This window comes from Sphingobium anseongense, assembly GCF_037725245.1.
Lineage (GTDB): Bacteria > Pseudomonadota > Alphaproteobacteria > Sphingomonadales > Sphingomonadaceae > Sphingobium.
Map to the genome: position 1 here is coordinate 140,560 of NZ_JBBJUL010000008.1, position 21,701 is coordinate 162,260.

Annotated in this window: 19 protein-coding genes; 4 read left to right on the plus strand and 15 right to left on the minus strand. The window is 61.9% G+C overall.

The window, feature by feature from the left end; all coding sequences use genetic code 11:
- Nucleotides 1–18 precede the first annotated feature (18 nt).
- The 4 genes from lptB to WG908_RS12455 all read right to left on the minus strand — a co-directional run bounded on the left by lptB (nucleotide 19) and on the right by WG908_RS12455 (nucleotide 2,791).
- Complete coding sequence (gene lptB, locus WG908_RS12440; protein ID WP_445326718.1) at nucleotides 19–807, minus strand: LPS export ABC transporter ATP-binding protein; 789 nt, start codon at nucleotides 805–807, stop codon at nucleotides 19–21.
- A gap of 157 nt (nucleotides 808–964) precedes the next feature.
- Nucleotides 965–1,513 (minus strand): LptA/OstA family protein, encoded by a 549-nt coding sequence (locus tag WG908_RS12445; RefSeq protein WP_340186910.1) that lies wholly within the window; start codon nucleotides 1,511–1,513, stop codon nucleotides 965–967.
- Nucleotide 1,514: 1 nt separating this feature from the next.
- Nucleotides 1,515–2,159, minus strand: coding sequence for an LPS export ABC transporter periplasmic protein LptC (locus tag WG908_RS12450; protein ID WP_340186911.1), 645 nt, complete (start codon nucleotides 2,157–2,159; stop codon nucleotides 1,515–1,517).
- Nucleotides 2,160–2,173: 14 nt separating this feature from the next.
- Nucleotides 2,174–2,791 carry a ribonuclease D gene (locus WG908_RS12455; RefSeq protein WP_340186912.1) on the minus strand — a complete coding sequence of 206 codons (618 nt, stop codon included), beginning with the start codon at nucleotides 2,789–2,791 and terminating at the stop codon, nucleotides 2,174–2,176.
- Nucleotides 2,792–3,032: 241 nt separating this feature from the next.
- On the opposite strand from WG908_RS12455, the gene WG908_RS12460 reads away from it, so the two are divergent.
- Nucleotides 3,033–3,863: a cold-shock protein gene (locus tag WG908_RS12460; RefSeq protein ID WP_340186913.1), complete on the plus strand. Its 831-nt coding sequence runs from the start codon at nucleotides 3,033–3,035 to the stop codon at nucleotides 3,861–3,863.
- 402 nt (nucleotides 3,864–4,265) lie between these two features.
- Here the strand turns inward: WG908_RS12460 and WG908_RS12465 are convergent, their stop codons facing one another.
- The 8 genes from WG908_RS12465 to WG908_RS12500 form a co-directional block, all read right to left on the minus strand.
- Nucleotides 4,266–4,817 (minus strand): nuclear transport factor 2 family protein, encoded by a 552-nt coding sequence (locus WG908_RS12465; RefSeq protein WP_340186914.1) that lies wholly within the window; start codon nucleotides 4,815–4,817, stop codon nucleotides 4,266–4,268.
- A 67-nt stretch (nucleotides 4,818–4,884) separates the two neighbouring features.
- Nucleotides 4,885–5,649, minus strand: coding sequence for an SDR family NAD(P)-dependent oxidoreductase (locus WG908_RS12470; protein WP_340186915.1), 765 nt, complete (start codon nucleotides 5,647–5,649; stop codon nucleotides 4,885–4,887).
- Between the two features lie 31 nt (nucleotides 5,650–5,680).
- Nucleotides 5,681–6,109 (minus strand): nuclear transport factor 2 family protein, encoded by a 429-nt coding sequence (locus WG908_RS12475; protein ID WP_340186933.1) that lies wholly within the window; start codon nucleotides 6,107–6,109, stop codon nucleotides 5,681–5,683.
- 224 nt (nucleotides 6,110–6,333) lie between these two features.
- Nucleotides 6,334–7,554 carry an aromatic ring-hydroxylating oxygenase subunit alpha gene (locus WG908_RS12480; RefSeq protein WP_340186916.1) on the minus strand — a complete coding sequence of 407 codons (1,221 nt, stop codon included), beginning with the start codon at nucleotides 7,552–7,554 and terminating at the stop codon, nucleotides 6,334–6,336.
- 273 nt (nucleotides 7,555–7,827) lie between these two features.
- Complete coding sequence (locus WG908_RS12485; RefSeq protein WP_340186917.1) at nucleotides 7,828–9,027, minus strand: sulfotransferase family protein; 1,200 nt, start codon at nucleotides 9,025–9,027, stop codon at nucleotides 7,828–7,830.
- A gap of 109 nt (nucleotides 9,028–9,136) precedes the next feature.
- The gene (locus WG908_RS12490; protein ID WP_340186918.1) at nucleotides 9,137–10,405 is read right to left on the minus strand and encodes a hypothetical protein; all 1,269 of its coding nucleotides are present in this window, start codon (nucleotides 10,403–10,405) and stop codon (nucleotides 9,137–9,139) included.
- 226 nt (nucleotides 10,406–10,631) lie between these two features.
- Nucleotides 10,632–11,435, minus strand: coding sequence for an SDR family NAD(P)-dependent oxidoreductase (locus WG908_RS12495; RefSeq protein WP_340186919.1), 804 nt, complete (start codon nucleotides 11,433–11,435; stop codon nucleotides 10,632–10,634).
- A gap of 698 nt (nucleotides 11,436–12,133) precedes the next feature.
- The gene (locus WG908_RS12500; protein ID WP_340186920.1) at nucleotides 12,134–12,541 is read right to left on the minus strand and encodes a nuclear transport factor 2 family protein; all 408 of its coding nucleotides are present in this window, start codon (nucleotides 12,539–12,541) and stop codon (nucleotides 12,134–12,136) included.
- A gap of 534 nt (nucleotides 12,542–13,075) precedes the next feature.
- On the opposite strand from WG908_RS12500, the gene WG908_RS12505 reads away from it, so the two are divergent.
- A complete protein-coding gene (locus tag WG908_RS12505; protein WP_340186921.1) occupies nucleotides 13,076–15,286 on the plus strand; it encodes a TonB-dependent receptor in 2,211 nt (736 codons plus the stop codon).
- Between the two features lie 169 nt (nucleotides 15,287–15,455).
- Nucleotides 15,456–16,277, plus strand: coding sequence for an alpha/beta fold hydrolase (locus WG908_RS12510; protein ID WP_340186922.1), 822 nt, complete (start codon nucleotides 15,456–15,458; stop codon nucleotides 16,275–16,277).
- Nucleotides 16,278–16,655: 378 nt separating this feature from the next.
- Here WG908_RS12510 and WG908_RS12515 read toward each other — a convergent pair whose 3' ends face one another.
- The 3 genes from WG908_RS12515 to cysD are packed head-to-tail and all read right to left on the minus strand — an operon-like array spanning nucleotide 16,656 to nucleotide 20,259.
- Complete coding sequence (locus tag WG908_RS12515) at nucleotides 16,656–17,405, minus strand: 3'(2'),5'-bisphosphate nucleotidase CysQ (RefSeq protein WP_340186934.1); 750 nt, start codon at nucleotides 17,403–17,405, stop codon at nucleotides 16,656–16,658.
- 23 nt (nucleotides 17,406–17,428) lie between these two features.
- Entirely contained in the window at nucleotides 17,429–19,348 is a 1,920-nt protein-coding gene (gene cysN / locus WG908_RS12520; RefSeq protein ID WP_340186923.1) for a sulfate adenylyltransferase subunit CysN, read from the minus strand.
- Entirely contained in the window at nucleotides 19,348–20,259 is a 912-nt protein-coding gene (gene cysD / locus WG908_RS12525; RefSeq protein ID WP_340186924.1) for a sulfate adenylyltransferase subunit CysD, read from the minus strand. Before cysD ends, cysN begins: the two co-directional genes overlap by 1 nt.
- 91 nt (nucleotides 20,260–20,350) lie before the next feature.
- Here cysD and WG908_RS12530 point away from each other — a divergent pair, with 91 nt between their 5' ends.
- On the plus strand, nucleotides 20,351–21,463 hold the full coding sequence (locus WG908_RS12530; protein ID WP_340186925.1) for a helix-turn-helix transcriptional regulator: 1,113 nt from the start codon (nucleotides 20,351–20,353) through the stop codon (nucleotides 21,461–21,463).
- Nucleotides 21,464–21,701: the final 238 nt, after the last annotated feature.

A 21,701-nucleotide genomic window follows, 5' to 3' on the forward strand; every position in this document is an offset into this window, starting at 1 on the left:
ACAAGGCGCATCATCATGTCACAGCGTGAAATTCTCGCCCAGATACAGCCGCCGGACGTCGGCATTGGCGACCAGTTCGGTGGGGCTGCCCGCGAACAGCACCTGGCCGCCATAGATGATGCAGGCGCGATCGACGATTTCCAGCGTCTCGCGCACATTATGGTCGGTGATCAGCACGCCGATGCCGCGCGTCTTCAACTGCCGCACCAGGTCGCGGATGTCGGCGATCGACAGCGGGTCGATGCCGGCGAACGGTTCGTCGAGCAGCACGATCGAAGGATTGGCCGCCAGCGCCCGCGCGATTTCGCAGCGTCGCCGTTCACCGCCGGACAACGCCATCGCGGCGGAATCGCGCAGGCGCGCCAGGCCGAATTCTTCCAGCAACTGTTCCAGCCGCGCTTGCCGCGCATCCCGGTCGGGTTCGGCCAGTTCGAGCACCGCATCGATATTCTGCGCCACGGTCATGCCGCGAAAGATGGAGGTTTCCTGGGGCAGATAGCCAAGGCCCAATATCGCCCGGCGATACATGGGCAGGCCGGTAATGTCCTGCCCGTCGAGCACGATACGGCCATGGTCGGGCCGCACCAGCCCCATGACGGAATAGAAGCAGGTGGTCTTGCCGGCGCCGTTGGGACCGAGCAGGCCGACGACTTCGCCCTTGCCCACGGTCAGCGACACGTCGGTCAGCACGGCGCGCTTGTCATAGCTTTTGGCGATGGAAACGACCGACAGGCCCTGCGTGACCTCGTGCGGCACCGATGCCGCGGCGTCCGGCGCAGGCCGGTCCTGGGTGAGCATAGCAGTCATCGCCCGTCCTTTTGACGCCACCATGGTTAACCGAACGTAAAATCGCGCCCCGGCCGATCCACTTGGCAAGATTTGTGCATGGCTATTTGTGCAGCGGCGGCATGAAGGGCAAGCGAAAATTGCCCGGCCGGTTGAACCGCGCGCCCGGAACCCCGGTTCAGTTGGACCGCTGGGGAACCGTGAAGGTGCCCGACACCCGTCCGCCGCCGCCCGCGACGCCGGGGGTTCCGCCGGCCGAGGCGCGGCCATCGACGGTCGAACGGCCGCTGGCAAGGTCGATCACCAGTCGCCCGCCGGTCAGGCGGTTGGCCCCCTGGTTGAGCGCGACATTGCCGAGCATGGTGATGATGCGGCTGTTGAGATCGTAGATCGCGACATTGCCGCGCGCGGTTTCATTGCCGCGCGTGACGACGACATTGCCCGACGCGTCGATCCGGTCGATCTCGATGCCGCTCGCGCCGCCGCCGCCCTGGCGATAGGCCACGGTCATGCGCGCCGAATTGAGCGTCATGCCCGCCTGCGTCACCTGGACATTGCCCGACACAACGACGCGGTCGGCGCGGTCCTGCACCTCGATGCGGTCGGCGGTGAAGTTGACCGGCGCGTTGCTGTCATGATTTTTCATCACCTGCGCGCTCGCCCCCAGCGTCAGCAGGGTCGCGCCGGCGATGGCGGCGGGGATCAGCAAGGCATGGATGGCTTTCATGTCATTGCCCTTTGAGACCATTTTGTTCGATGCGCAAGCTGGCGCGACCGCGAAGCGTGACGGTGCGCGCGGCAAGATCGGCATCCAGATGATCGGCGCTGAAGGTGCCGATCGGGATGCGGCCATCGACGCGACCGGCGCTGTGCATCCGCCGCGTCTTGAGGTCGACGCCGACATCGCGGGTGGTGAGGCGATAGCCGCCCGCCGCCTGGAACTGCACCGGTCCGTCGATCGCAACCCGTTCGCTGTCCATATTGTAGCGCCCCCTGCGCGCGTCGAGCACGGCGGGGCCATCGGGCAGCAATATCCGCGCGGACATGTCGTTCAGATCGACCACCGGCTCGCGCGAGCTCTTCTGCACCGCCGACCCGGCGCGCAGCGAAAAGGGCTGACCCTTGCTGTCTTCGCCGCGATACAGCGCCTCTGTCACGCGCATCCGTTCCCTGGCGACTTCGACCTTGTTCTTGTCGAGCACGAAGCTGACCTTGTCGCCGCCGGTGAAGGGCGCGGTCAGCAGCAGCGCGGCGAGAATGCCGACCGCGACCGGCAGGTAATTTTTGAGCGCGCCGACCAGCCGGTCATGGCTGCCCCCCGGCCTTGCCCAGTGCCGCCGCTCGTTGCGTTGCTGTTCAGCCAGGAGGGACACGGGCGCCGGTGCCTTCACATATGCGAAAAGATGTCGGTTTCCGGCCAGCCGGCGAGGTCGAGCCGGGCGCGGTGCGGCAGGAAATCGAAGCAGGCCTGCGCCAGTTCCATCCGTCCTTCGCGAATCAGGCGCTTGTCCAGCTCCTCCTTGAGCAGGTGGAGATGGCGGACATCCGACGCGGCATAATCCTTTTGCGCGTCCGACAGGACAGGATTGCCCCAATCGGAACTTTGCTGCTGCTTGCTGATATCCTGCCCCAGCAATTCACGCACCAGCTCCTTCAGCCCGTGGCGGTCGGTATAGGTCCGAATCAGGCGTGAGGCGATCTTGGTGCAATAGACAGGCGCCGCCAGAACCCCCAGATAATGCTGGATCGCGGCAATATCGAACCGGCCGAAATGATAGAGTTTGAGCCGGGCGGGATCAGCCAGCACCGCCTTGAGATTGGGCGCTGCATAATCGCTGCCGGGGTTGAAGCGGACGAGATGCTCGTCGCCGCCGCCGTCGCTGATCTGGACGACGCACAGCCGGTCGCGCGGGGTTATCAGCCCCATCGTCTCGGTATCGACGGCAACGGAACCCTGCGCCAGGACGCCCGGCGGCAGGTCTTCTTCATGGAAATATACGGTCATGGCTCCACCCTCTATGAGCAAAGCCCGCGCAACTCAATCGACGCTTTGCAGGCGAGGCGGTGAGGGACCGGCGATAAAATGGCCGTACCGGGCCGCAATCGGGCCGAAAACATTCGCGCAGGCCCGAAAAGTTGATATAGTGATTCCCAAACCGCGCGTTGGCGGTGGATTCTGCATGTCATTCGCCCGATATGCTTGTCCGGTTTTTCTCTTGGGGCGAAGCGAAAGTGACTAACAGGGCATGAGTTTTGATAGAGGTCGCCGCGGCGGGCGCGGCAAGGACAAGCGCGACGGTTTCGGCGACGACAATTTCTACGATCAGGGTGCTGGCGGCGGCGGTAGCCGGTTCGGCGGCGGCGGTTTCGGCGGTGATCGCGGCGGCTTCGGCGGCGGCGGCTTTGGTGGCGATCGCGGCGGCTTCGGCGGCGGGGCCCCTGCCGGCGGCGGCTTTGGCGGTGACCGCGGCGGCTTCGGCGGCGGCGGTGGCGGCGGGTTCCGCGGTGGCGGTGGCGGCGGTCGCGGCATGCCCGCGCAGGTCGTTGGCGAAGGCACCGGCGTCGTCAAATTCTTCAACAGCCAGAAGGGCTTTGGCTTCGTCGTCCGCGACGATGGCGCCGAAGACGTGTTCGTGCACATCAGCGCGGTCGAGCAGGCCGGCCTCACCGGCCTGGCCGAAGGTCAGCCGCTCGGCTTTACCCTGGTCGATCGCGGCGGCAAGATTTCCGCCACCGACCTCAAGATCGAAGGCGAGCCTCTGCCCGTGTCCGATCGCGGTCCGCCGCGTGAACCCCGCGCGGGCGGCTTTGGCGCCGCACCGGGCGGCGATCGCGGTGGTCCGCAGCGCCAGCTGACCGGCGAACGCGCCAGCGGCACGGTCAAGTTCTTCAACGCCATGAAGGGCTTCGGCTTCATCCAGCGCGATGACGGCCAGCCCGATGCGTTCGTGCACATCAGCGCCGTCGAACGCGCGGGCATGGCCGCGCTCAACGAAGGCGACCGGCTCGATTTCGAGCTGGAGGTCGACCGCCGCGGCAAATATGCGGCGGTGAACTTGCAGACCAAGGACAGCTAAAGCGCCGGCCCGGCCTCCAAGGGGCCGGACATGCGTGGCAAACAGGGGGTCGCCTGCCCGGGCGGCCCCTTTTTTGCGCGCGGCGGACGTTTGCTGGCCTGCCACCCACAGGAGCGACGCGAAGACGTTCGCGCAGGCAGGCGCGAAGAGAGGGAGGAGGCGCCGAAGCGGCGTTTCGCCCCGCGCGAACGCAGATCAGCTGATCGCATCCGGTACGCCGGGTGCTGGAAACGACAGGGGCGGTTGATCCGATGGCATCGGATCAACCGCCCCTGCATTGTGCTATTGCCCGATTTCCAAGGGATCGGACGATCAGATCCGATTGGAAACCGTTTTTCTTCCAGCCCGCGACCCAAGCCTATAGGCGAGGCGTGTTCCGCATCGCCGATCAGGCAGGCGCTATCACACCGACCATGTCGGCGGGCCGTTGTAGCCGCGCTGCGGCATTTCGCGGCCACGGTTGATCGTCATGTTGGCAATGCGCCAGCCATCGCCTGTCCGGCGGAACTGGACCTTGTAGATGGCGAGCGACCAGTGGCCGTCATTGTCCTCGACCGGGCGGCCATTGGGCCATTTCGACAGCGCGATCAGATGCCAATGCCCCCGTGCGACATCGCCGTCGACGTCGATCAGCGGGTTCATGATATTGTGCGAGACATAGGGGGTGGCGCGCAGCGTATTGAAGAGCGCGCGCACGGTCTCGCGGCCTTCCGCCTTGCCGATGGTGCCGCAATCGTCCCAGACGCCATCTTCGGTGAACAGTTCGGCGGACGGGCCCATATGGCTTGGCCCCTGACCTTCCCAGCCGCCGTCATTATAGTGGGTGTAGAGCGACATCAGCCGGGCGATATCCTCATGATCCTCGATCAATCGCACCCGATCCTCGATCGTCGAGGGCCGGGGACCCTTTGGTCTGAAGGATGTACCCGCGAACGGGTCTGTGGCACTGGCCATGATAAACTGTCTCCTTGCACGCTGAGTGATTGAGCGAAGGGCCGGGCTTGCCGGCCGTTCGCGGCCATTATTGCGCGGTCAGCCCGCCATCGACCAAAAGCGACGTGCCGTTGCAGAACGACGCGTCGTCCGAAGCGAGGAAAGCGATCGCTGCCGCCATTTCCGAAGGCTCCCCCAGCCGCCCGGCCGGTATGATCGCCTGGATCTGCGCGGTCTGGGCTTCGGCGTCATCCATCGAATCGCCCAGCATGGCGGTTTTCGTCCAGCCAGGGTGGACCGCATTCACGCGAATGCCGAGCTTTGCGTTTTCGATCGCCACCACCCTGGTCAGCATCAGGACGGCGCCCTTGCTGGCGCAATAGGCGCCGCCATATTCGCCGGCCACCAGCGAGGCCGTGGACGCCACGTTGACGATCGCGCCGACCCGGCCGGTCGACTGCCACTCGCGGGTTGCGGTCCGGCACCCCAGAAAGGCCGTGGTGCCGTTGACATCCATCTGGCGACGCCAGTCGGACAGTTCCAAGTCGACGACATGGGCCTGGATGGCGATGGCGGCATTGTTCACCAATATGTCCAGCGGCCCCAGTTCGCTCTGGGTGGTCTGGAGGACGGCGTTCCAGGACGCTTCGTCAATGGCGTCGTGGGCGATCCCGATCGCGCGATAGCCCGCCTGCCGCAATTCGGCGGCCCGTTCCTCGACGGCGGCATGATTGATGTCGGTCAGCGCGACCAGCGCACCCTCTTCGGCCAGGCGCTTGGCCGTCGCGAAGCCGATCCCGATCGGAGAAGCCGCTCCCGTCACGATCGCTACCTTGTCCCGCAATCCTCTCATACCCACTCCTGCCTTTTCGAAATTCGTTATGCTAAGCCGCGTCGCCAGATGGCCTGGTGAATTGCCGCGGACCGTACAGGACGACCTTGTGCGTCTTGAACAGCCACTTTCCATCGACCTTTGCGTAGGTGTCGTCCAGATAGGAATGCACTCTCACGATGGTGCCGTCACGCAATCCACCTTCGAAGAAGACGCTGAAATACCCCTTCGCCGTGTCTTCGCTTTGCTCTGTTATGACATGGCCGGTTGCATAATGGGCCAGGAACGTCATGGCGCCATCGATCTGCTCCTTGAAAAAGGCCCTGATCTGCTCCCTGCCGACCGAGATCGGCCCGTCGACCGCAGTTTCATCGAACACGCCGTCTTCGGTGAAGCAGTCGGCCGCCTCGTCCCACATCCGCCGGTCCTCATAGGCCGAAAAGCGGTTCACCAGATCGCGGATCTCCTCGCGATCCAACATTCGCTGCAATTTTTCATCCATGCCGATTGTCATCCCTTCCAAAATCAGGAGGCTGCCGAGTCGCGACCGCACACCGCGATATCAAGCGGCAACCGGCTCAGCTTCGCTGCGCCTGGCCATCGGAAAATACGCGCCAGCCCCTGCACGCGGCCATGATCGCCCAGCGCCAGGCCCGGTCGGTCACGGCAGGCGTTCAGATGTGTCCGATCGCCTGCGCGCGATTGTCACTTGTCCTTGCGCGGCCGATCCAGCGGCTCATCGCCCAGGGCCTTATGCAACTCCCGATGGAAATGATGAATGGCGCTCTCGTTGCGACCGAAGGTGAAATATTTCTGGGCGCCGGAATAGACCGTCTCCTGAATACTGTTCACGACGGGACAATCCTCGGTAATGACGACCTTATGGGTCAGGTCGGCCCATTCACGAACCTCTTGCTCCATCGGCGTGCCCTCAAATTCGCCACTCACCACGGTACGCGAAATAGTCACCGATTCACCGGGACTATTGCCCGGCAGGATCTGGTTCATGAACATGCGTTCGAGCGGCGGGCCATCCCGCTCTTCTTCACCCGCAAACGCATTGGTGCTGGCGCAGGTGTAGAATGTGGACGGGAAGATAGTGAAGCCGCTTTGCACATAGCGCTTGAGATCATCGAGCGATGAAGGGTCGCATTTTTCCTGAATGCCCAGAACCGGCGATACGATTTCACCATGGATGCCACGACTATCGACCTTGATCACGCCGGGAATGACGAAACTGCCAAAGCTTTGTGCATGCAGGCTGGGGAAATGATAGGTTTCGACATAGCCTTCATAGGCCAGCTTCCAGTTCGCGGCGGGTACTTCCTTGAGGTTGACCACCTTGAAGCGTTCAAGGCCGAATTTGGGCAGCAGGCTCAAAAGGTCAGGGCCAAGGAACGCATCAAGATCAAGCGGCATGTCCGGGGTCAGAATGGCCCAGATCAAGCCGAAGCGCTCCTCGACGGCCAGTTCGGTCAGGCCGAAATCGGCCTTGTCGACGTCTCCGAAGATATTTTCGCTGGGCAATCCCACGAGCCGGCCGTCCAGCCCGTACGTCCAGGCGTGATAGATGCAGGTGAACCGCGGCTTCCTGCCGTGTCCATCTTCCAGGATCTTCGCGCCGCGGTGACGGCAGGCGTTGATGAACAGCCGGACCTCTCCGGATTTCTGGCGCACCAGGATCATCGGCACGCCAAGGCGCGTGAGCGCCCAATAGCTGCCCGGCTCGGTCAGTTCGCTCGACAACGCCAGCACCATGGGCGTGGATCGCAGCAACTCGACTTCCCGTTCCCAGCGTTCGCGATCGGTATATTCGCTCACCGGAACCTGGAAGATATCGGGCGCAAGGGTGGGACTTTTGTGCGCGACCAGCTCGACGAGCGCGTCATAGCGAGAGCGCATTTCGGAATGTTCGAAGCCTATCATTTCAACACCACTCCTCTGGATCCTCTGGACCTTGTTGTTAACGCGCATCGCGCCAATCGCGGCGCGAGTCGAATTACTGCCATCATATAGCAAGGTACCAGATCGCCGCCCTGCTCGTCAAGCAATTTTAGAATGTTCGTCCTCTATTTTTTGCGCGCGCCCTGCCCGCTGGAACCCAGGATCGAACAACTCCCTGCCTTTGCCTCCGTTCGGGACGGTTTCGAAAGCGCCGGATATGCGCCGGCGCCACCGTCCGCCGGTCGAGCCCGCTACCTACCGAGCGGGCTGTACCGGAAAATATCGGCGATTATATTCGGCGAAGGCCGCGTCGACCCCGGCAGGCGTCAGGCCATATTCCTCCAGGCTATAGGTATAGCTGCCAAATTCGCCATGGGTGTCGTTGGCCTCCCAATCGCGCAGCGCCGCTTCGCGAGCCGGCGTCAGTTCGCGCCCCATCAACTGATAGATGTCGCGCACCACGCCAAAGGTGTCTTTCCTCAGCCGGTCGTACTGGACATCGATCAGATCGATTTTCGAACCCAGAGCGTCGAGTTGCTCAAGATGCCGCGTCATCTCCTCGGACCAGAGCCGAAGTACATAGGCGCCCACCATTTTCTTGTCGACGACATCCATGCAGGTGCGGAACAGCATTTCGATCAGGCGAGCCGTCGACGCGATGACTTCATGGATGTCGCGATGCATGAAGACATATTTGGCATTGGGGAAAATATCGACCAGCATGTCCATATTGCCGATGTGCGGCGGCGTCTTCAAGATCCAGCGCCGGTCGCCATTCGCGCTCGGGCGTCCGCCCTTCTGCCATTGCAGATATTGCAGCATCTGCTTGAGGTAGACGTAGGAGTCGTGAAGGGACTGCGACCGTATCCAGTCATAATAATTCGGCGTCGGCAGCACCCAGCAGTGCCCGACCGTCTTGAAGGTCGGCAATTGCACGAAGATGTCTTCCTCGGCATCGTCGATCTTCACCGAATGCGACTGCATGAGGCCCAGATTATTCTTGATCATGGCGTCGATGATCTGACGGTCCATCTCGATCCGGGGATCTTCTTCATCCGCCGGCGCATCCGGCACGCGCGAGGGGTTCAGCGATTCCCAATGCCGGATGCACAATGTGTCGGGATCGGCGGCGAGCAGACGCTGCAACTTGGTCGACCCCACCCGCGTCATTCCCAGGATGACGAGCGGGTCATCGACCTGCTCGTCAAGAATTTCCGGGTGCTTCTTGATATCATGGGCAAAGCGCAGTCCGTTGACGAGCCAACGATTGATGATCGCCGACAGGCTGGCGAGGCCTGCATCGTTCAACAGGACGTTGTCGTTGATATCCTGGACAAATCGCGTCATCCCTTCGCGGGGATCGAAGGCGCCGAAGTCGTTCAGCCCCGTCTCGGCAAAGGCCGCGGCGATCAATTTTTCCACAGACAGTTTCGATGTCGACTGAATCGTGTCCATTAAAGGCTCCTCCCACCTTGAAAACATAGTTTGCGGCCAGGGGGCGCCGCGAAAGAAATAGTACCAGCTATCGACGGAGTGCCGAACCCCGCGACGCTGGCGGCCGCCGTCAATCGCCGGCGAAGGTGCAATCCACGCCGCAGCGCGACCCGTAGTCGAGGCGACGGCCTGCCAGTTCGGCCGATCGCTCCGCCGGTCCCACGGAGGGAAAATCGGTTGGCAGTTCGGAACGCAGCGCGCTCAACTTGACGAGCTTGACGCTTTTGATGGCGTCGTCGGTGTCGACCACCGGTGAATGCATCCCTTCCCAGCGCATCGCCAGGCAACCTTCGCGCAAACCGTCGGTATCCATCCAGTTCGCCACGCCCGGATCGCGGGGCGTCACCACATAGGTGTAGGTGCCGTCGGCATTTTGATGCGATTGATGGGCCGTCCGGCTGCCCGCCTTGCTGTGGGCGTTGCGCGAGATCAGCCAGGGAGACGTCACGCTGAAGCTCATATATTCCGCGCCCTGCGGGAGGAAGGTCACGACCAGCGCCTCGCCATCGGCCAGATGATAACGGCCTTGCGTGATCATCGAAGGCTTTGTCGCGTGCCCGCGCATCAGCGCCGCGCCGAACCCATTGACCGGGATCGATGCGTGCAGAGGCTCGAACTGCGCGATCGTTTGCGCGCCGAACTTCATGTAGCGCACGGCGATGGCGACACGATCTTCGAACGTCAGCACACGCGGTTCCGGCCCGGCGACCCTGCGGAACGACATGCTGCGCGGCCGCTGCGTATGCCAGTCGCTCAACGCCTCGCGAATGATCATGAAAACGCCGCCTTTGGACTTCAGGTGCAGGCTGCCGTCCTGGGGCGCCTCCGGCCCGATCGTGATGCGCGATGCGCCCGCGCTATCCATGATCATGCGGCCCTCATCGGCTGCATCCACCGTCCGTTCCCAGTCTGCCCAGCTTTCGACCTCGGCCCCCGTCAGCGCGACATAAATCGCCACGCTGAACCGACCCGTCGGGCCTGTGGGCCTGGAATCGAGGACATAGGTCGATTCGTCGTCGATGAACACGTAACGGTAGATATTGTCGGGGTTATCGAAGCAGAAGCGCGATCCCGTGACCGAATGCCCCAGCCACTGTTTTGGCGGCGTCTGGAGCCAGACGATTCCAGGGTTTTCATAATCGGTGCTCGCGGCGGACAGAAGCGCATAGCCGGCGCATTCGTCAACCACCTCTTGCAGCGTTTGCTGCGCCGTCTGCGAATTGGCCCATGGCAAGGTCAGCAGGAGTTGGCGCGCGTCCTCCATCGCCTTCTTCATCTCGGCCGTCTGGAGAATTGCCCCCGCCGTCGCTTCAATTTCACGCTGTCGCTCGGTCGCCAAGGGAGATGTTTGAGCGTTTTGGTCAACATCGAGCAAATTGTTGATCTCTACCATCCGATATCTCCTATTGCTTCCCGACACGTGCCACGATCCAGGGCCGACGGAAGTTCAGTCAAAGATTAGAGCGATTTTACCTCGACCGCCGAACTCCACTGGCGAGCGGAATGGCCGCACGAGGCGAGCGGACTTGCCATCGGCAGTTCCGTCGCCTTGCCGGCCGCGCCGATCATTTTTTGGACGACGCGTCGGCATTTGCCGCCATGACATCATAGGGCAATTCTTCGGGCTGCACGTTCCGGCGCAGGTGATTGCCGTTGTCGACGTTCAACGTATCGCCGGTGACGGCCGCGTCCGGGTGGCACAGCCACAGACAGGCTGCCCCCACCTGCCTCGGCGTGACCGGCCGACCGAGCGGAATTTCCTTGAGCAGCACCTTCCTGGCCACTTCATGCTCCAGCAGGATCTTCGACATCGGCGTGTCGATCAGCCCGGCCTCCACCGCGTTGATGCGGATGTCGCGCGGCGCATATTCAAGCGCGGCATGTTCGACCAGTATCTGGGCCGCGGCCTTGGCTGAACCATAGCTGCTATAGCCCGGCACCGGCATCGACGCCGCGGTCGACGTGATCACCACCATCGCGCCGCCGTCGCGCATCCGCCGCGCCATATGCTTGATGAAGAAGAACGGGCCAAAATAATTGATGTCGAAGGCCTTGCGCACATCTTCCGGGTCGATGGCGTCGATCATGCCGACAAAGGGCACGCCGGCGGCCATGATGGCGACATCGATGGGACCATAAGCGGCGAAAGCAGCCTCGGCCATCGCTTCCACCTCCGCTTCGATCGCCGCGTCGCACTTCACGGCAAGGCCGCCGGTGATCGCGGACAGCTCCTGAACACCCGCCAGGCTTCGCGCGCCGGCGGTGACGCGGGCACCCTGCTCCGCAAGCAGTTCGGCGGTTGCCCAGCCGGTGCCGCCACGGGCCGAAGCGCCAAGCACGACCGCATTCTTATCCTGGAATGATAGCATAGTATGTCCTTCCCATGTATCTTTATAATTATCGGCCGAATTGTTACGCCGATGACATTCGCGGTTTATAGTGCGCGCCGCTCGCCTGAGGCCGCGCGCAGACCATTTGCATTATATCCTTCGAGCCGACGCCCGCTTGCCAGACACAGTTCCGACGACCGGCAGACTTCGACCGGGCCAGCATGGATAAATTCATGCAAGGCTCGCAACCAATTCGCATATTTCAGGAATAATTGCCCAAAAAAACAGCTTTTCTCTCCACCATTTGGCGAAGAGAATTTGGCGGGCGGCCAAAACGGCGGATTATGTCGCCGCGTGTTCCATCAGGTCCGAAAGCTATACACACCTCTCCAGTCCATATGACTTATCGCGCCACATTCTCGATGGCCTCTTGGGGGCGCAGTATCCACCCCAAGGCACAATGTGTCAATAGAACGAACGTCCTTTTTTTCTGCTGACACCGCCTGAAAACGGGGCGCCAGCGCCGCTGCAATTGCAGGAACGGACGGGATGCGGCGCGGTCGCCCAGGCCGCGCCTCGGGCGCATCTTCGCCGATTCGCTGAAGGCTCCGGGCGTCCGGGACGCTCCCTCGTCGCTGCGTGCGGCGGCACGGGATTGCATGCCTGCGCGCGACGGGCGACCTGCCGGGCCTTGCGTGATCGGCATCCATGCAGCGCCGATCGCGGGTCGATCAGGATCAAAGAAGGTCGGCAGCTTTCATCGCTGCGACAGTATCGCCGTAGATAACCTCAAGCTTTTGCGTCTTGCCGTCGACGATCGTCCAGATTTCGACCAGTGGTATGGTGACGGCCGTTCCAGACTTTTTGCCGACGAGATCGAGGACGCCCCACGATATGACATTGTCACCGCTGGCGACGATATTATGCTTCGTGAATTTGAGCGAGGAGAAATGCTCCAGCACCTTGCCGATAAGCGTCGGAAAGCTTTGCACGCCTTTGTGGATGCCGCCATAGGGCAGCGAAGGCGCCTCGTGAATTTCCGTATCGGCGGTGAAGCTTGCCGTGAAGCCCTGCGGCTCGCCGCGCGCGCTGGCCGCATAAGCATCCTTTACAATCTGCAGATTATTTTCCTCGATCGGCGTCATGCTCATTCTCCATTTCGGCGTCTATGTTCGCGCCATTTCCATTTCTGCTATTCCGGTCATCGACTGGCACTTGCAACTTATTCGACAATAAGGGGAAGCATGGGTGCGGCGACAGCCGTTTGCGATCGTTGCCGCCCACCCGGACCCTCCCAATTTAAACTCACCTTTTTTACAGCTTCATACTTTCCAGTAGGCTATTGCCGATGCCACTACTTAGGCCTAAACTCCGGTGTAAAGCAACAGGGTGGGGCGAGGGGAAGCATGAAGCATGGCAGCATCGGCCGTCCCGTTGCGCGCGGCCCGGTCTTGACGACACATCATGCAAGCATCGCAATTTTCAGGGGCGTCCGGCATGCGCGGGCCTTCGCAGCCGGTGCGAATGGCGCCGACATGATGCGCCGGACCTTCGCCCGGTCCATCCGGCTCGACCGAGTCGCAAACCCCATCCAGCAGACGCGATCAAAGAGGAGGAAGGATAGAGGACTTTAGAATTCTGCTATCGCAATATTGAAACAATAATAGAGGGAGAGTTGTATGTTAAAGGTAAGACATTTTAGGTCATCCTCGATGATTTCGATCTGCCTGGCAATGACCGCCGGACTGGGCGCGGGCGCCGCCAACGCGCAATCCGCAGATTCAGCCGATACCGGCGCCAGGGCCAATGCCGGCGATATCATCGTGACCGCCCAAAAGCGCGAGCAACGGCTTCAGGACGTGCCGGCGACGATTGCCGCCTTTTCCGAAGAGAGCCTGGAAACGCGGCAGATAAAGGGACTGAACGACCTGACCACCCGCGTTCCGTCGCTGGTGATGGGCTATCAGTTCGGCAGCAACCAGATCACCCTTCGCGGCATCAGCACGGGCCTGACCAGCGGCTTTGAAGATGCGTCGGTGGCCGTGCATGTCAATGGCGTGTATCAGGCGCGCGCGCGCAGCCTGGACCTGGCGCAGATGGATCTGGAACGGATCGAAGTGCTGTCCGGCCCGCAGGGTACGCTCTATGGCCGCAACGCGACGGGCGGCGTCGTCAATTACATCATGCGCGGTCCGTCGGACAAGATGGAGGCCGAATTCACCGGCAATGTGGGCAACCGCAACGCCTATGGCGTTCGCGGCTTCATTTCCGGCCCGATCAACGACAAGGTCGGCTTTCGGATCACCGGCCTGTGGGACAATAGCGACGGCGACGTCAAGAACCTGCTCGCAGGCGCGCCGGACAAGAATTTCGGCGGACGCAAGGTGGCGGCGCTGCGCGGCGTACTGGCCTTCGACCCGACCGAAACCCTGCGCATCGAGCTGGAGGGAACATATGCGCACACCCGCAGTTCCTACGCGCCGACGGCGCTGGCGCCATCGATCAATCCGGGCCGCGCAGCCTTTTTGAAACCGCAAACCTATCGTCCGCACAAGGTCTATTCCGACCTGGATGCCGCAAACGATACGACACAATATAGCGCGACCGGAACGATCACCCTGGATGTCAGCGACAACGTCCAGTTGAAGTCGATTTCAGGATATCAAAAATATAAAAACTTCATGTCGGTCGATTATGACGCGAGCGGCGCCAATGCCGAACATATTCCAAGTTCCGGTCATTCCCGCACCTATTCGCAGGAATTCGACCTGAACACGGAAATGTTCGATGGACGGTTGAAGTCTATATTCGGCATGTTCTACTTCAACGATAGATACACCCAGCAGACCAATGTTTTCAGCAGCCTGTTCGGCGGCACCAACATCGACGTGTACCAGGCCAATTTCTCGCAAAAGGCCACGTCGCTGGCATTTTTCACCGACCATACTTTTTCGGTGAGCGACAGGTTCCGGCTGTTGGCGGGCATCCGTTTCAATAACGACAAGAAGAAGGGCAACCTGAACATTCGGGGTCAATGCACCAATGTCAACAGGGACCTGGAGTTCGAGGCATGGACGCCGCGCGCGGGCGTGCAGTTCGACGTGACCGACAAGATCATGGCCTATGCGACCTATCAGAAGGGCTTCAAGTCCGGCGGCATCGGTTCGGGGACGTGCGGCGACACCTTCAAGCCCGAAACGATCGAGGGTGGCGAGGCCGGCCTCAAGACCACGTTGGCCGACAACCGGGTCCACCTGAACATCGCCGGCTTCTGGTATGATTACAAGAATATCCAGGTGCAAAAGACGCTGGGAACGGCAGGCGGCTTCCAGGTGCAAAATGCTGCGGCGGCGCGGATCAAGGGCGTCGAAGCGAGCTTCGACGCCGCCATCACCGATCGACTGCGGCTGGACGGTTCGGCGATGGTCGAAAGCGCCAAATATACCGACTACACCAATTGCAGCCCCGCCGATTTTCTGGGAGCTTGTTCCGCCTCGGACACCCGTCCTGTCAGTGACCCGACCCGCAACAAGGACCTGCAAGGCAATTGGTTGAACCGTGCGCCGCCGTACAGCGTCAGCATCGGTCTTGAATATAGCGTCGACGTTGCAGGCGGGGAATTGCTGCTGCGCGGCGAATCCTACTGGAGCGGCAAACTTCGGTTCTCGGAGTTTGCAGATCCTATCTTGACCCAGAAGGCCTATAATATTCAAAACGCCTATGCGACATTTACGCCGGCCAATGAGAATTATATCCTGCGCGCCTTCATCAAGAATATCGGCAACACCAATTACAGGACGTCGGGCTTCTTCGATGGATTTACTTTCCAGAGAGAAACGACCTGGGGCGCCTGGCGCACCTTCGGCGGCGAGGTGACCGTCAGGTTCTAAAGCATTTCCTGTCAGGCGACGTCACCTGACCAATCGGAAAATGCTTTAAGCAAAAGATCCCGGAGCCTGGTCCGATCCAATCGGGTCGGACCAGGCTCCGGGATCGAAATGCGATAATTCGGCGTTCCGTCGATGCCGGCCGCGATAAGGAAGAGATGAGAGACAGACCATGCCCTATGTCACTGTTAACGACATCCAATTCTTTTATTGCGACGACGGTTTCACGGACCCCTGGAAGGAACCGGAAGTCGTCTTCATCCAGCATGGATGGGGCAGGAGTTCGAAATTTTTCTATCATTGGGTCCCCGGCCTGGCCCGCGACTATCGCGTTTTGCGCAGGGACATGCGCGGCCATGGCCAGTCCGACGATACGCCGGCGGCCGACTGGACCGTCGACAATCTGATCGAGGACATGAAGGGTTTCCTCGATGCACTGGGCATCGCGAAGGTCCATTATGTCGGCGAGTCCGCCGGAGGCGTGCTGGGCGCAGCTTTCGCCGCCACATATCCCGAAAGAATCCGGTCGCTGACCTTGATGTCGACGCCGCTTTCAGACCCGACGCGCGGATCGGACAAATATGGCTATGACGATCTGGCGGCGAAGATCGAAAACACGCCGATCGACGAATTTGTCGAGATGCTGATCAAGGGGCGCGGGCTGGTGCCGATCGGCCCCGACCACGAACGATGGATGGCCGCCGAGTGGCGCAAGAACCGTCCCGCGAGCCTGGCGGCGCTCGCGCGGCTCTTCCCGGACATAGACCTGGCGCCGGTTGTTCCCCGCATCACCGCGCCGACGCTGATCCTGGCGCCCGGCAACAGCCATACCGCGCCGCTGGAGCATCAAAAGCAGATGCACCAGCTGATCCCCGGTTCGCGCATGGAAATCATCGACGGAACCGGGCACGAGATCTTCGTCGAGCGGTTCGACGAATGTTTTGCGGCGTTCCGTTCATTCCTCGCATCGCTGGGAACCGCGGCCAAGGCGTGATCCGCCCGCCCTGCCCTGCCGCCTGACCCGAAGACCATGCTGGTGTGGTCCACGAAAGGGACGATGAATGCCAAATAGAACGCACCGCCGGAGGCGGCACGGCGAGGCATGGTCCAGCATAGCTGAACTTTGGGGGCTATTATCGTATATAGCCCCCTAGAGCATCGAGCCTTTAAGCCTGACGGTTCGCCCTGAGCCCTTCGACGGCCTGCTTAGGCAGGCCGTCGGGATAGACTCGCCCGGGGCTAGTCGAAGGGCTTTGCTGAGCCGAAGGCGAAGCGCCTTCGCTGCGCTCAGGAGAAGGCTTCGACTTCGCTCGGCCCGAACGGACGTCAGGTTATCCCGACTATTCCCACGCTGTCTTAGGTGTTTGCCACCCTATCCGATTGCCGGCGCTGCCTCGGCAATCAGCTTCAACACCTCTGCCGCATGCTCCTTCCGACAGATGAGCAGATCGGGAAGATAGACGTCGGCCTGGTTGTAGACCAGCGGCGAGCCGTCGATCCGCGAGCAGTGGAGGCCGTGCGCGAGCGCGACGGCGACCGGTGCCATCGAGTCCCATTCATATTGGCCGCCGCTGTGGAGATAGATGTCGGCCTGACCCAGGATGACCGCCATCGCCTTGGCGCCCGCGCTGCCCATCGGCACCAGTTCGGCGCCGAGCCTTTCCGCCACGGCCACCGCCTCGCCGGCGGGACGCGTGCGGCTAACCACCATACGCAGCTTGTCGGGCGCCTGCGGCAGCGGGCGAGGCTGGTCCGAACGCAGCACCGTACCGCCATCGAGGCCCGGCAGCGCCACCGCGCCGATCGCCGGCTGACCGTCGATCGCCAGGCCGACATGCACCGCCCAGTCGGCGCGCGCCTCGCCATATTCGCGCGTGCCGTCGACCGGATCGACGATCCAGACGCGGCTCTCGTCGAGCCGCGCGGGATTGTCCTTCTCCTCCTCCGACAGAAGCCCGTCGTCGCCCCGCACCTCGCGCAGGGCATGGACCAGGAACTGGTTGGCCGTCTGGTCGCCGGCCTTGCCCAGCGCCTTCGCGCTGAACAGGCCGGACGACCGGACTTCGAGCAGGATACGCCCGGCCACCTCGGCGAGGTGCGACGCAAGGTCTGCGTCACTCATCGCCTTGATGTCGATCGCCGCGCTCATGGGATGAGCTTGGCGACGATGGCGTCCGCCGCCTGCTCGGCCGTCATTTCCGCGGTGTCGATGTGGATCTCGGGATCCTGGGGCGCTTCATACGGGCTGTCGATGCCGGTGAAGTTCTTGAGCGTGCCCGACCGCGCCTGCTTGTAGAGGCCCTTGACGTCGCGCGCCTCGGCTTCCGCCAGCGAAGTGTCGATATGCACTTCGATGAACTCACCAGGCTGCATCATCGACCGCACCATGTCGCGTTCCGACCGGAACGGCGAGATGAAGGCGGTGATGACGATGAGCCCCGCGTCGGTCATGAGCTTGGCAACCTCGCCCACGCGGCGGATATTTTCCACCCGGTCGGCATCGGTAAAGCCCAGATCCTTGTTGAGGCCATGGCGCACATTGTCCCCGTCGAGCAGGAAGGTATGGCGGTTCATCCGCGCCAGCTTCTTTTCAACCAGGTTGGCGATGGTCGATTTGCCAGCGCCCGAAAGCCCGGTGAACCACAGCACGGCCGGCTTCTGGTTCTTGAGACCGGCATGGAACTCGCGGGTCACGTCCAGCGCCTGCCAGTGGACATTCTGCGCGCGGCGCAGCGAGAAGTGCAGCATCCCCGCCGCCACGGTGGCGTTGGTGATCTTGTCGATCAGGATGAAGCCGCCCAGCGTCCGGTTCTGTGCATAGGGTTCGAACACGATCTGCTTGTCGGTCGACAGGTTGGCGACACCGATGGCGTTGAGATCCAGCGTCTTGGCCGCCAGTTGCTCCATCGTGTTGACGTTGACCTGATATTTCGGGTGCTGGACCGTCGCGGTGACGGTCTGTGTGCCGACCTTGAGCCAGTAGGAGCGGCCGGGCAGCATTTCCTCGTCCGCCATCCAAACGATCGTCGCTTCGAACTGGTCGGCGGCCTGGGGCGGGCTGTCGGCAAGGGCGATGACGTCGCCGCGCGAACAGTCGATTTCGTCAGCGAAGCACAGCGTCACCGACTGCCCGGCGACTGCCTGATCGAGATCGCCCTCCAGCGTGACGATCCGGCTGATCGTGCTGGTCTTGCCCGAAGGCAGAACGCGCACGGCATCGCCCGGCTTCACCGTGCCGGTCGCGATCAGGCCGGAAAAGCCGCGGAAATCGAGGTTCGGACGGTTGACCCACTGCACCGGCATGCGGAACGGCTTTTCGGCGTCGGCGGCGCTGTTGACCTCGACCGTCTCCAGATGCTCCATCAGCGAGGGACCCGTATACCAGGGCGTATTGTCGCTGTGGCCCGTGATATTGTCGCCCTTGAAGCCCGAAATGGGGATCGGCACGAAATGATCGATGCCGATCGAACGGGCGAATTCGGTATAGTCCTTCAGGATGCCGTCATAGACGGCCTGGTCGTAATCGACGAGGTCCATCTTGTTGATGGCCAGCACGATATTCTTGATGCCGATCAGATGCGCGAGATAGGAGTGGCGGCGCGTCTGCACCAGCACGCCCTTGCGCGCGTCGACCAGGATGACGGCGAGATCGGCGGTGGACGCGCCTGTCACCATGTTGCGGGTATATTGTTCGTGACCGGGCGTGTCGGCGACGATGAACTTGCGCTTTTCGGTGCCGAAGAAGCGGTAGGCGACATCGATGGTGATGCCCTGTTCGCGCTCGGCGGCAAGGCCGTCGACGAGAAGCGCGAAGTCGATCTCCTGCCCCTGCGTGCCGACCTTTTTCGAGTCCGCCGCGAGCGCTTCAAGCTGATCCTCGAAGATCATCTTGCTGTCGTAGAGAAGGCGACCGATCAGCGTCGACTTGCCGTCGTCCACCGACCCGCAGGTGATGAAACGCAGCATCGTCTTGTGCTCATGCACCTTGAGATACTGGTCGATATCCTCCGCGATCAGCGCATCGGTCTTGTAAATGGGTTCGTTGTTTTCGAGAACGTCCGGCATCAGAAGTACCCCTCCTGCTTTTTCTTTTCCATACCGGCACCGCCGGCATCCTTGTCGATGGCGCGGCCCTGGCGCTCGCTCGTGGTGGTGAGCAGCGTTTCCTGGATCACCTCCGGCAACGTCTTGGCGGTGCTTTCGACAGCGCCGGTCAGCGGATAGCAACCCAGCGTGCGGAAGCGGATCGAGCGCATGACCGGCGTTTCGCCCGGCGCCAGCGGGAAGCGGTCGTCATCGACCATCAGCAGCATGCCGTCGCGCTCCACGGTGGGGCGCATGTCCGCGAAATAGAGCGGCACGATCGGCACATTGTTGAGATGGATATACTGCCAGATGTCCAGTTCGGTCCAGTTGCTGATCGGGAAGACGCGGATGCTTTCACCCTTGTTCTTCTTGGCGTTGTAGAGGTTCCACAGTTCAGGCCGCTGGTTCTTGGGGTCCCAGCCGTGCGATCCGGTGCGGAAAGAGAAGATCCGCTCCTTGGCGCGGCTCTTTTCCTCGTCGCGCCGTGCGCCGCCGAACGCCGCATCGAAGCCATAGAGGTCGAGCGCTTGCTTCAAGCCTTCGGTCTTCCACATGTCGGTGTGCAGCGCGCCATGATCGAACGGGTTGATGCCCCGGTCCATCGCTTCCTGATTATGATAGACGATCAGTTCCATGCCGCTTTCGCGCGCCATGCGGTCGCGCAGCTTGTACATCTCCTGAAATTTCCAGGTGGTGTCGACGTGCAGCAACGGGAAGGGCGGCGGCGAAGGATAGAAGGCCTTGCGCGCAAGATGCAGCATCACCGCGCTGTCCTTGCCCACCGAATACATCATTACCGGCTTGTCGGCTTCGGCAACGACCTCGCGCAGGATATGGATGCTTTCGGCCTCCAACCGCTCAAGATGCGTCAAAGTGGATTTATCGGTCAATTCAGCCCTCCTCAAGTCGTCATGTTTTCGCTACCCGAGCCTCATCGCAGTGCGCGCTTGACCCCAAAGCTCCCATGTGGGAACAAAATGAATGTCGACGCTTTCTGGATATCAGCGGGAATTGTCCCTGCCGCTGATTCTGGGGATTCACGAAGATCCTCCCTGGACGACATTCATGCGAACGCTGGTCAACCAGACCTATGCGCGGCGCGCCTTCCTCGTCATTACATTGGCCAACGCAATGGCTTCGCAGGAACCGGCGGTCGTCCATGTCGCCGCCGGCCGGGCCGCGCACGAGCCGCCCCTGGATTTCATGCGAATCGCGGCGATGGGCCTCAATCCCTATGGCCTCATGCGTCCGGGACGAGTCTATGCGCTGGAGGAAATGCTCGATCACAGCAATGCGGCGCAGCGCGACCAGCAGCGGGAGGCGCTCAATATCATGGGCATCCATTATGGGCGCTGGTTGAGGATAAGCGCGCCCTGCTTTGCCGATGCATGGATGCTACTGGTCCGCGAGCGGGAAGATTTCAGTTCCTTCGCCTCGTCCCTGTTGTCGTCGATCATCCCGCATTTCGCCGCCGCCCTCCAGACCTTCGTTGCCCTGAGCGAGCAGCGCCTGTCGTCCGCCATGGCGCACCGGGCGCTCGAACGATCGGGAATCGGACAATTGGCGTTCGACAGCAACGCGCGGGTGATCGCCGCCGACCCGCTTGCCGAAACGCTGCTTTCCTTCCTGCCCGAACCCGGCGCGATGGCAGGACGGCGGCTGCAGGTGCGTCCCCACGTCGCCGTGGCGCTCGAAACCGCATGTGCCGAACTGGCCGGCGGGCCCGCCGATCGGCGTCGGTTGATCCGGTTGGACATACGCGATGGCATGAACATGCTGCTGCGGCCGTCCGACCTCAATCTGGGCAAATTCGTGCCCCGCCCGTCGGTAATCGGCACGCTGAAGATCGATGCGCGCGATATATCGAGCCGGGCGGTGCAGATACTTTCGGAGCTGTACGGGCTTTCGCACAATGAAGCCTCGCTCGCATACGGCCTGGCGACCGGAGAATCGATTGGCGAAGCCGGCCGCCGCCTGCACCTCACGTCCGAAACCGCCCGGATATATTCGAAGCGAGTTTACGCCAAGACCGGGACAAAGGGTCAGGTCGATCTGGTTCGCATGGTCATGGCCGGCCTCGCGCCATTTGCATGACGCAACAGCTTTGCCGCGCTTTTCGCCAGTAGCCGGCGAGGGCGCGCCGACCCGCGGCGCGGCGGCGTCCGACCAACGCGCGGCTGGCAACGGCGCGGGACCATGGGGGCCGCGATAATGCCATGCCCGACGCGCCATGGCTCCAAGCGGAGCCATGGCGCGTCGGGCATGGGACACATCCCAGTCGCGATCGGGCACCGGCGTTCAGGCGAACGACTGCGCCACCTTGCGCAGGGTT

What these genes read in the sequence shown, in the direction of transcription:
- WG908_RS12480 (WP_340186916.1), bottom strand. Translation starts at nt 7,554, where the DNA reads ATGATAGGCTTCGAACATTCCGAAATGCGCTCTCGCTATGACGCGCTC.
- cysN (WP_340186923.1), bottom strand. Translation starts at nt 19,348, where the DNA reads ATGCCGGACGTTCTCGAAAACAACGAACCCATTTACAAGACCGATGCG.
- WG908_RS12510 (WP_340186922.1), top strand. Translation starts at nt 15,456, where the DNA reads ATGCCCTATGTCACTGTTAACGACATCCAATTCTTTTATTGCGACGAC.
- WG908_RS12495 (WP_340186919.1), bottom strand. Translation starts at nt 11,435, where the DNA reads ATGCTATCATTCCAGGATAAGAATGCGGTCGTGCTTGGCGCTTCGGCC.
- WG908_RS12445 (WP_340186910.1), bottom strand. Translation starts at nt 1,513, where the DNA reads ATGAAAGCCATCCATGCCTTGCTGATCCCCGCCGCCATCGCCGGCGCG.
- WG908_RS12460 (WP_340186913.1), top strand. Translation starts at nt 3,033, where the DNA reads ATGAGTTTTGATAGAGGTCGCCGCGGCGGGCGCGGCAAGGACAAGCGC.
- WG908_RS12500 (WP_340186920.1), bottom strand. Translation starts at nt 12,541, where the DNA reads ATGACGCCGATCGAGGAAAATAATCTGCAGATTGTAAAGGATGCTTAT.
- WG908_RS12455 (WP_340186912.1), bottom strand. Translation starts at nt 2,791, where the DNA reads ATGACCGTATATTTCCATGAAGAAGACCTGCCGCCGGGCGTCCTGGCG.
- WG908_RS12465 (WP_340186914.1), bottom strand. Translation starts at nt 4,817, where the DNA reads ATGGCCAGTGCCACAGACCCGTTCGCGGGTACATCCTTCAGACCAAAG.
- WG908_RS12530 (WP_340186925.1), top strand. Translation starts at nt 20,351, where the DNA reads ATGTCGACGCTTTCTGGATATCAGCGGGAATTGTCCCTGCCGCTGATT.
- WG908_RS12485 (WP_340186917.1), bottom strand. Translation starts at nt 9,027, where the DNA reads ATGGACACGATTCAGTCGACATCGAAACTGTCTGTGGAAAAATTGATC.
- WG908_RS12475 (WP_340186933.1), bottom strand. Translation starts at nt 6,109, where the DNA reads ATGTTGGATCGCGAGGAGATCCGCGATCTGGTGAACCGCTTTTCGGCC.
- WG908_RS12515 (WP_340186934.1), bottom strand. Translation starts at nt 17,405, where the DNA reads ATGAGTGACGCAGACCTTGCGTCGCACCTCGCCGAGGTGGCCGGGCGT.
- lptB (WP_445326718.1), bottom strand. Translation starts at nt 807, where the DNA reads ATGACTGCTATGCTCACCCAGGACCGGCCTGCGCCGGACGCCGCGGCA.
- WG908_RS12470 (WP_340186915.1), bottom strand. Translation starts at nt 5,649, where the DNA reads ATGAGAGGATTGCGGGACAAGGTAGCGATCGTGACGGGAGCGGCTTCT.
- WG908_RS12505 (WP_340186921.1), top strand. Translation starts at nt 13,076, where the DNA reads ATGTTAAAGGTAAGACATTTTAGGTCATCCTCGATGATTTCGATCTGC.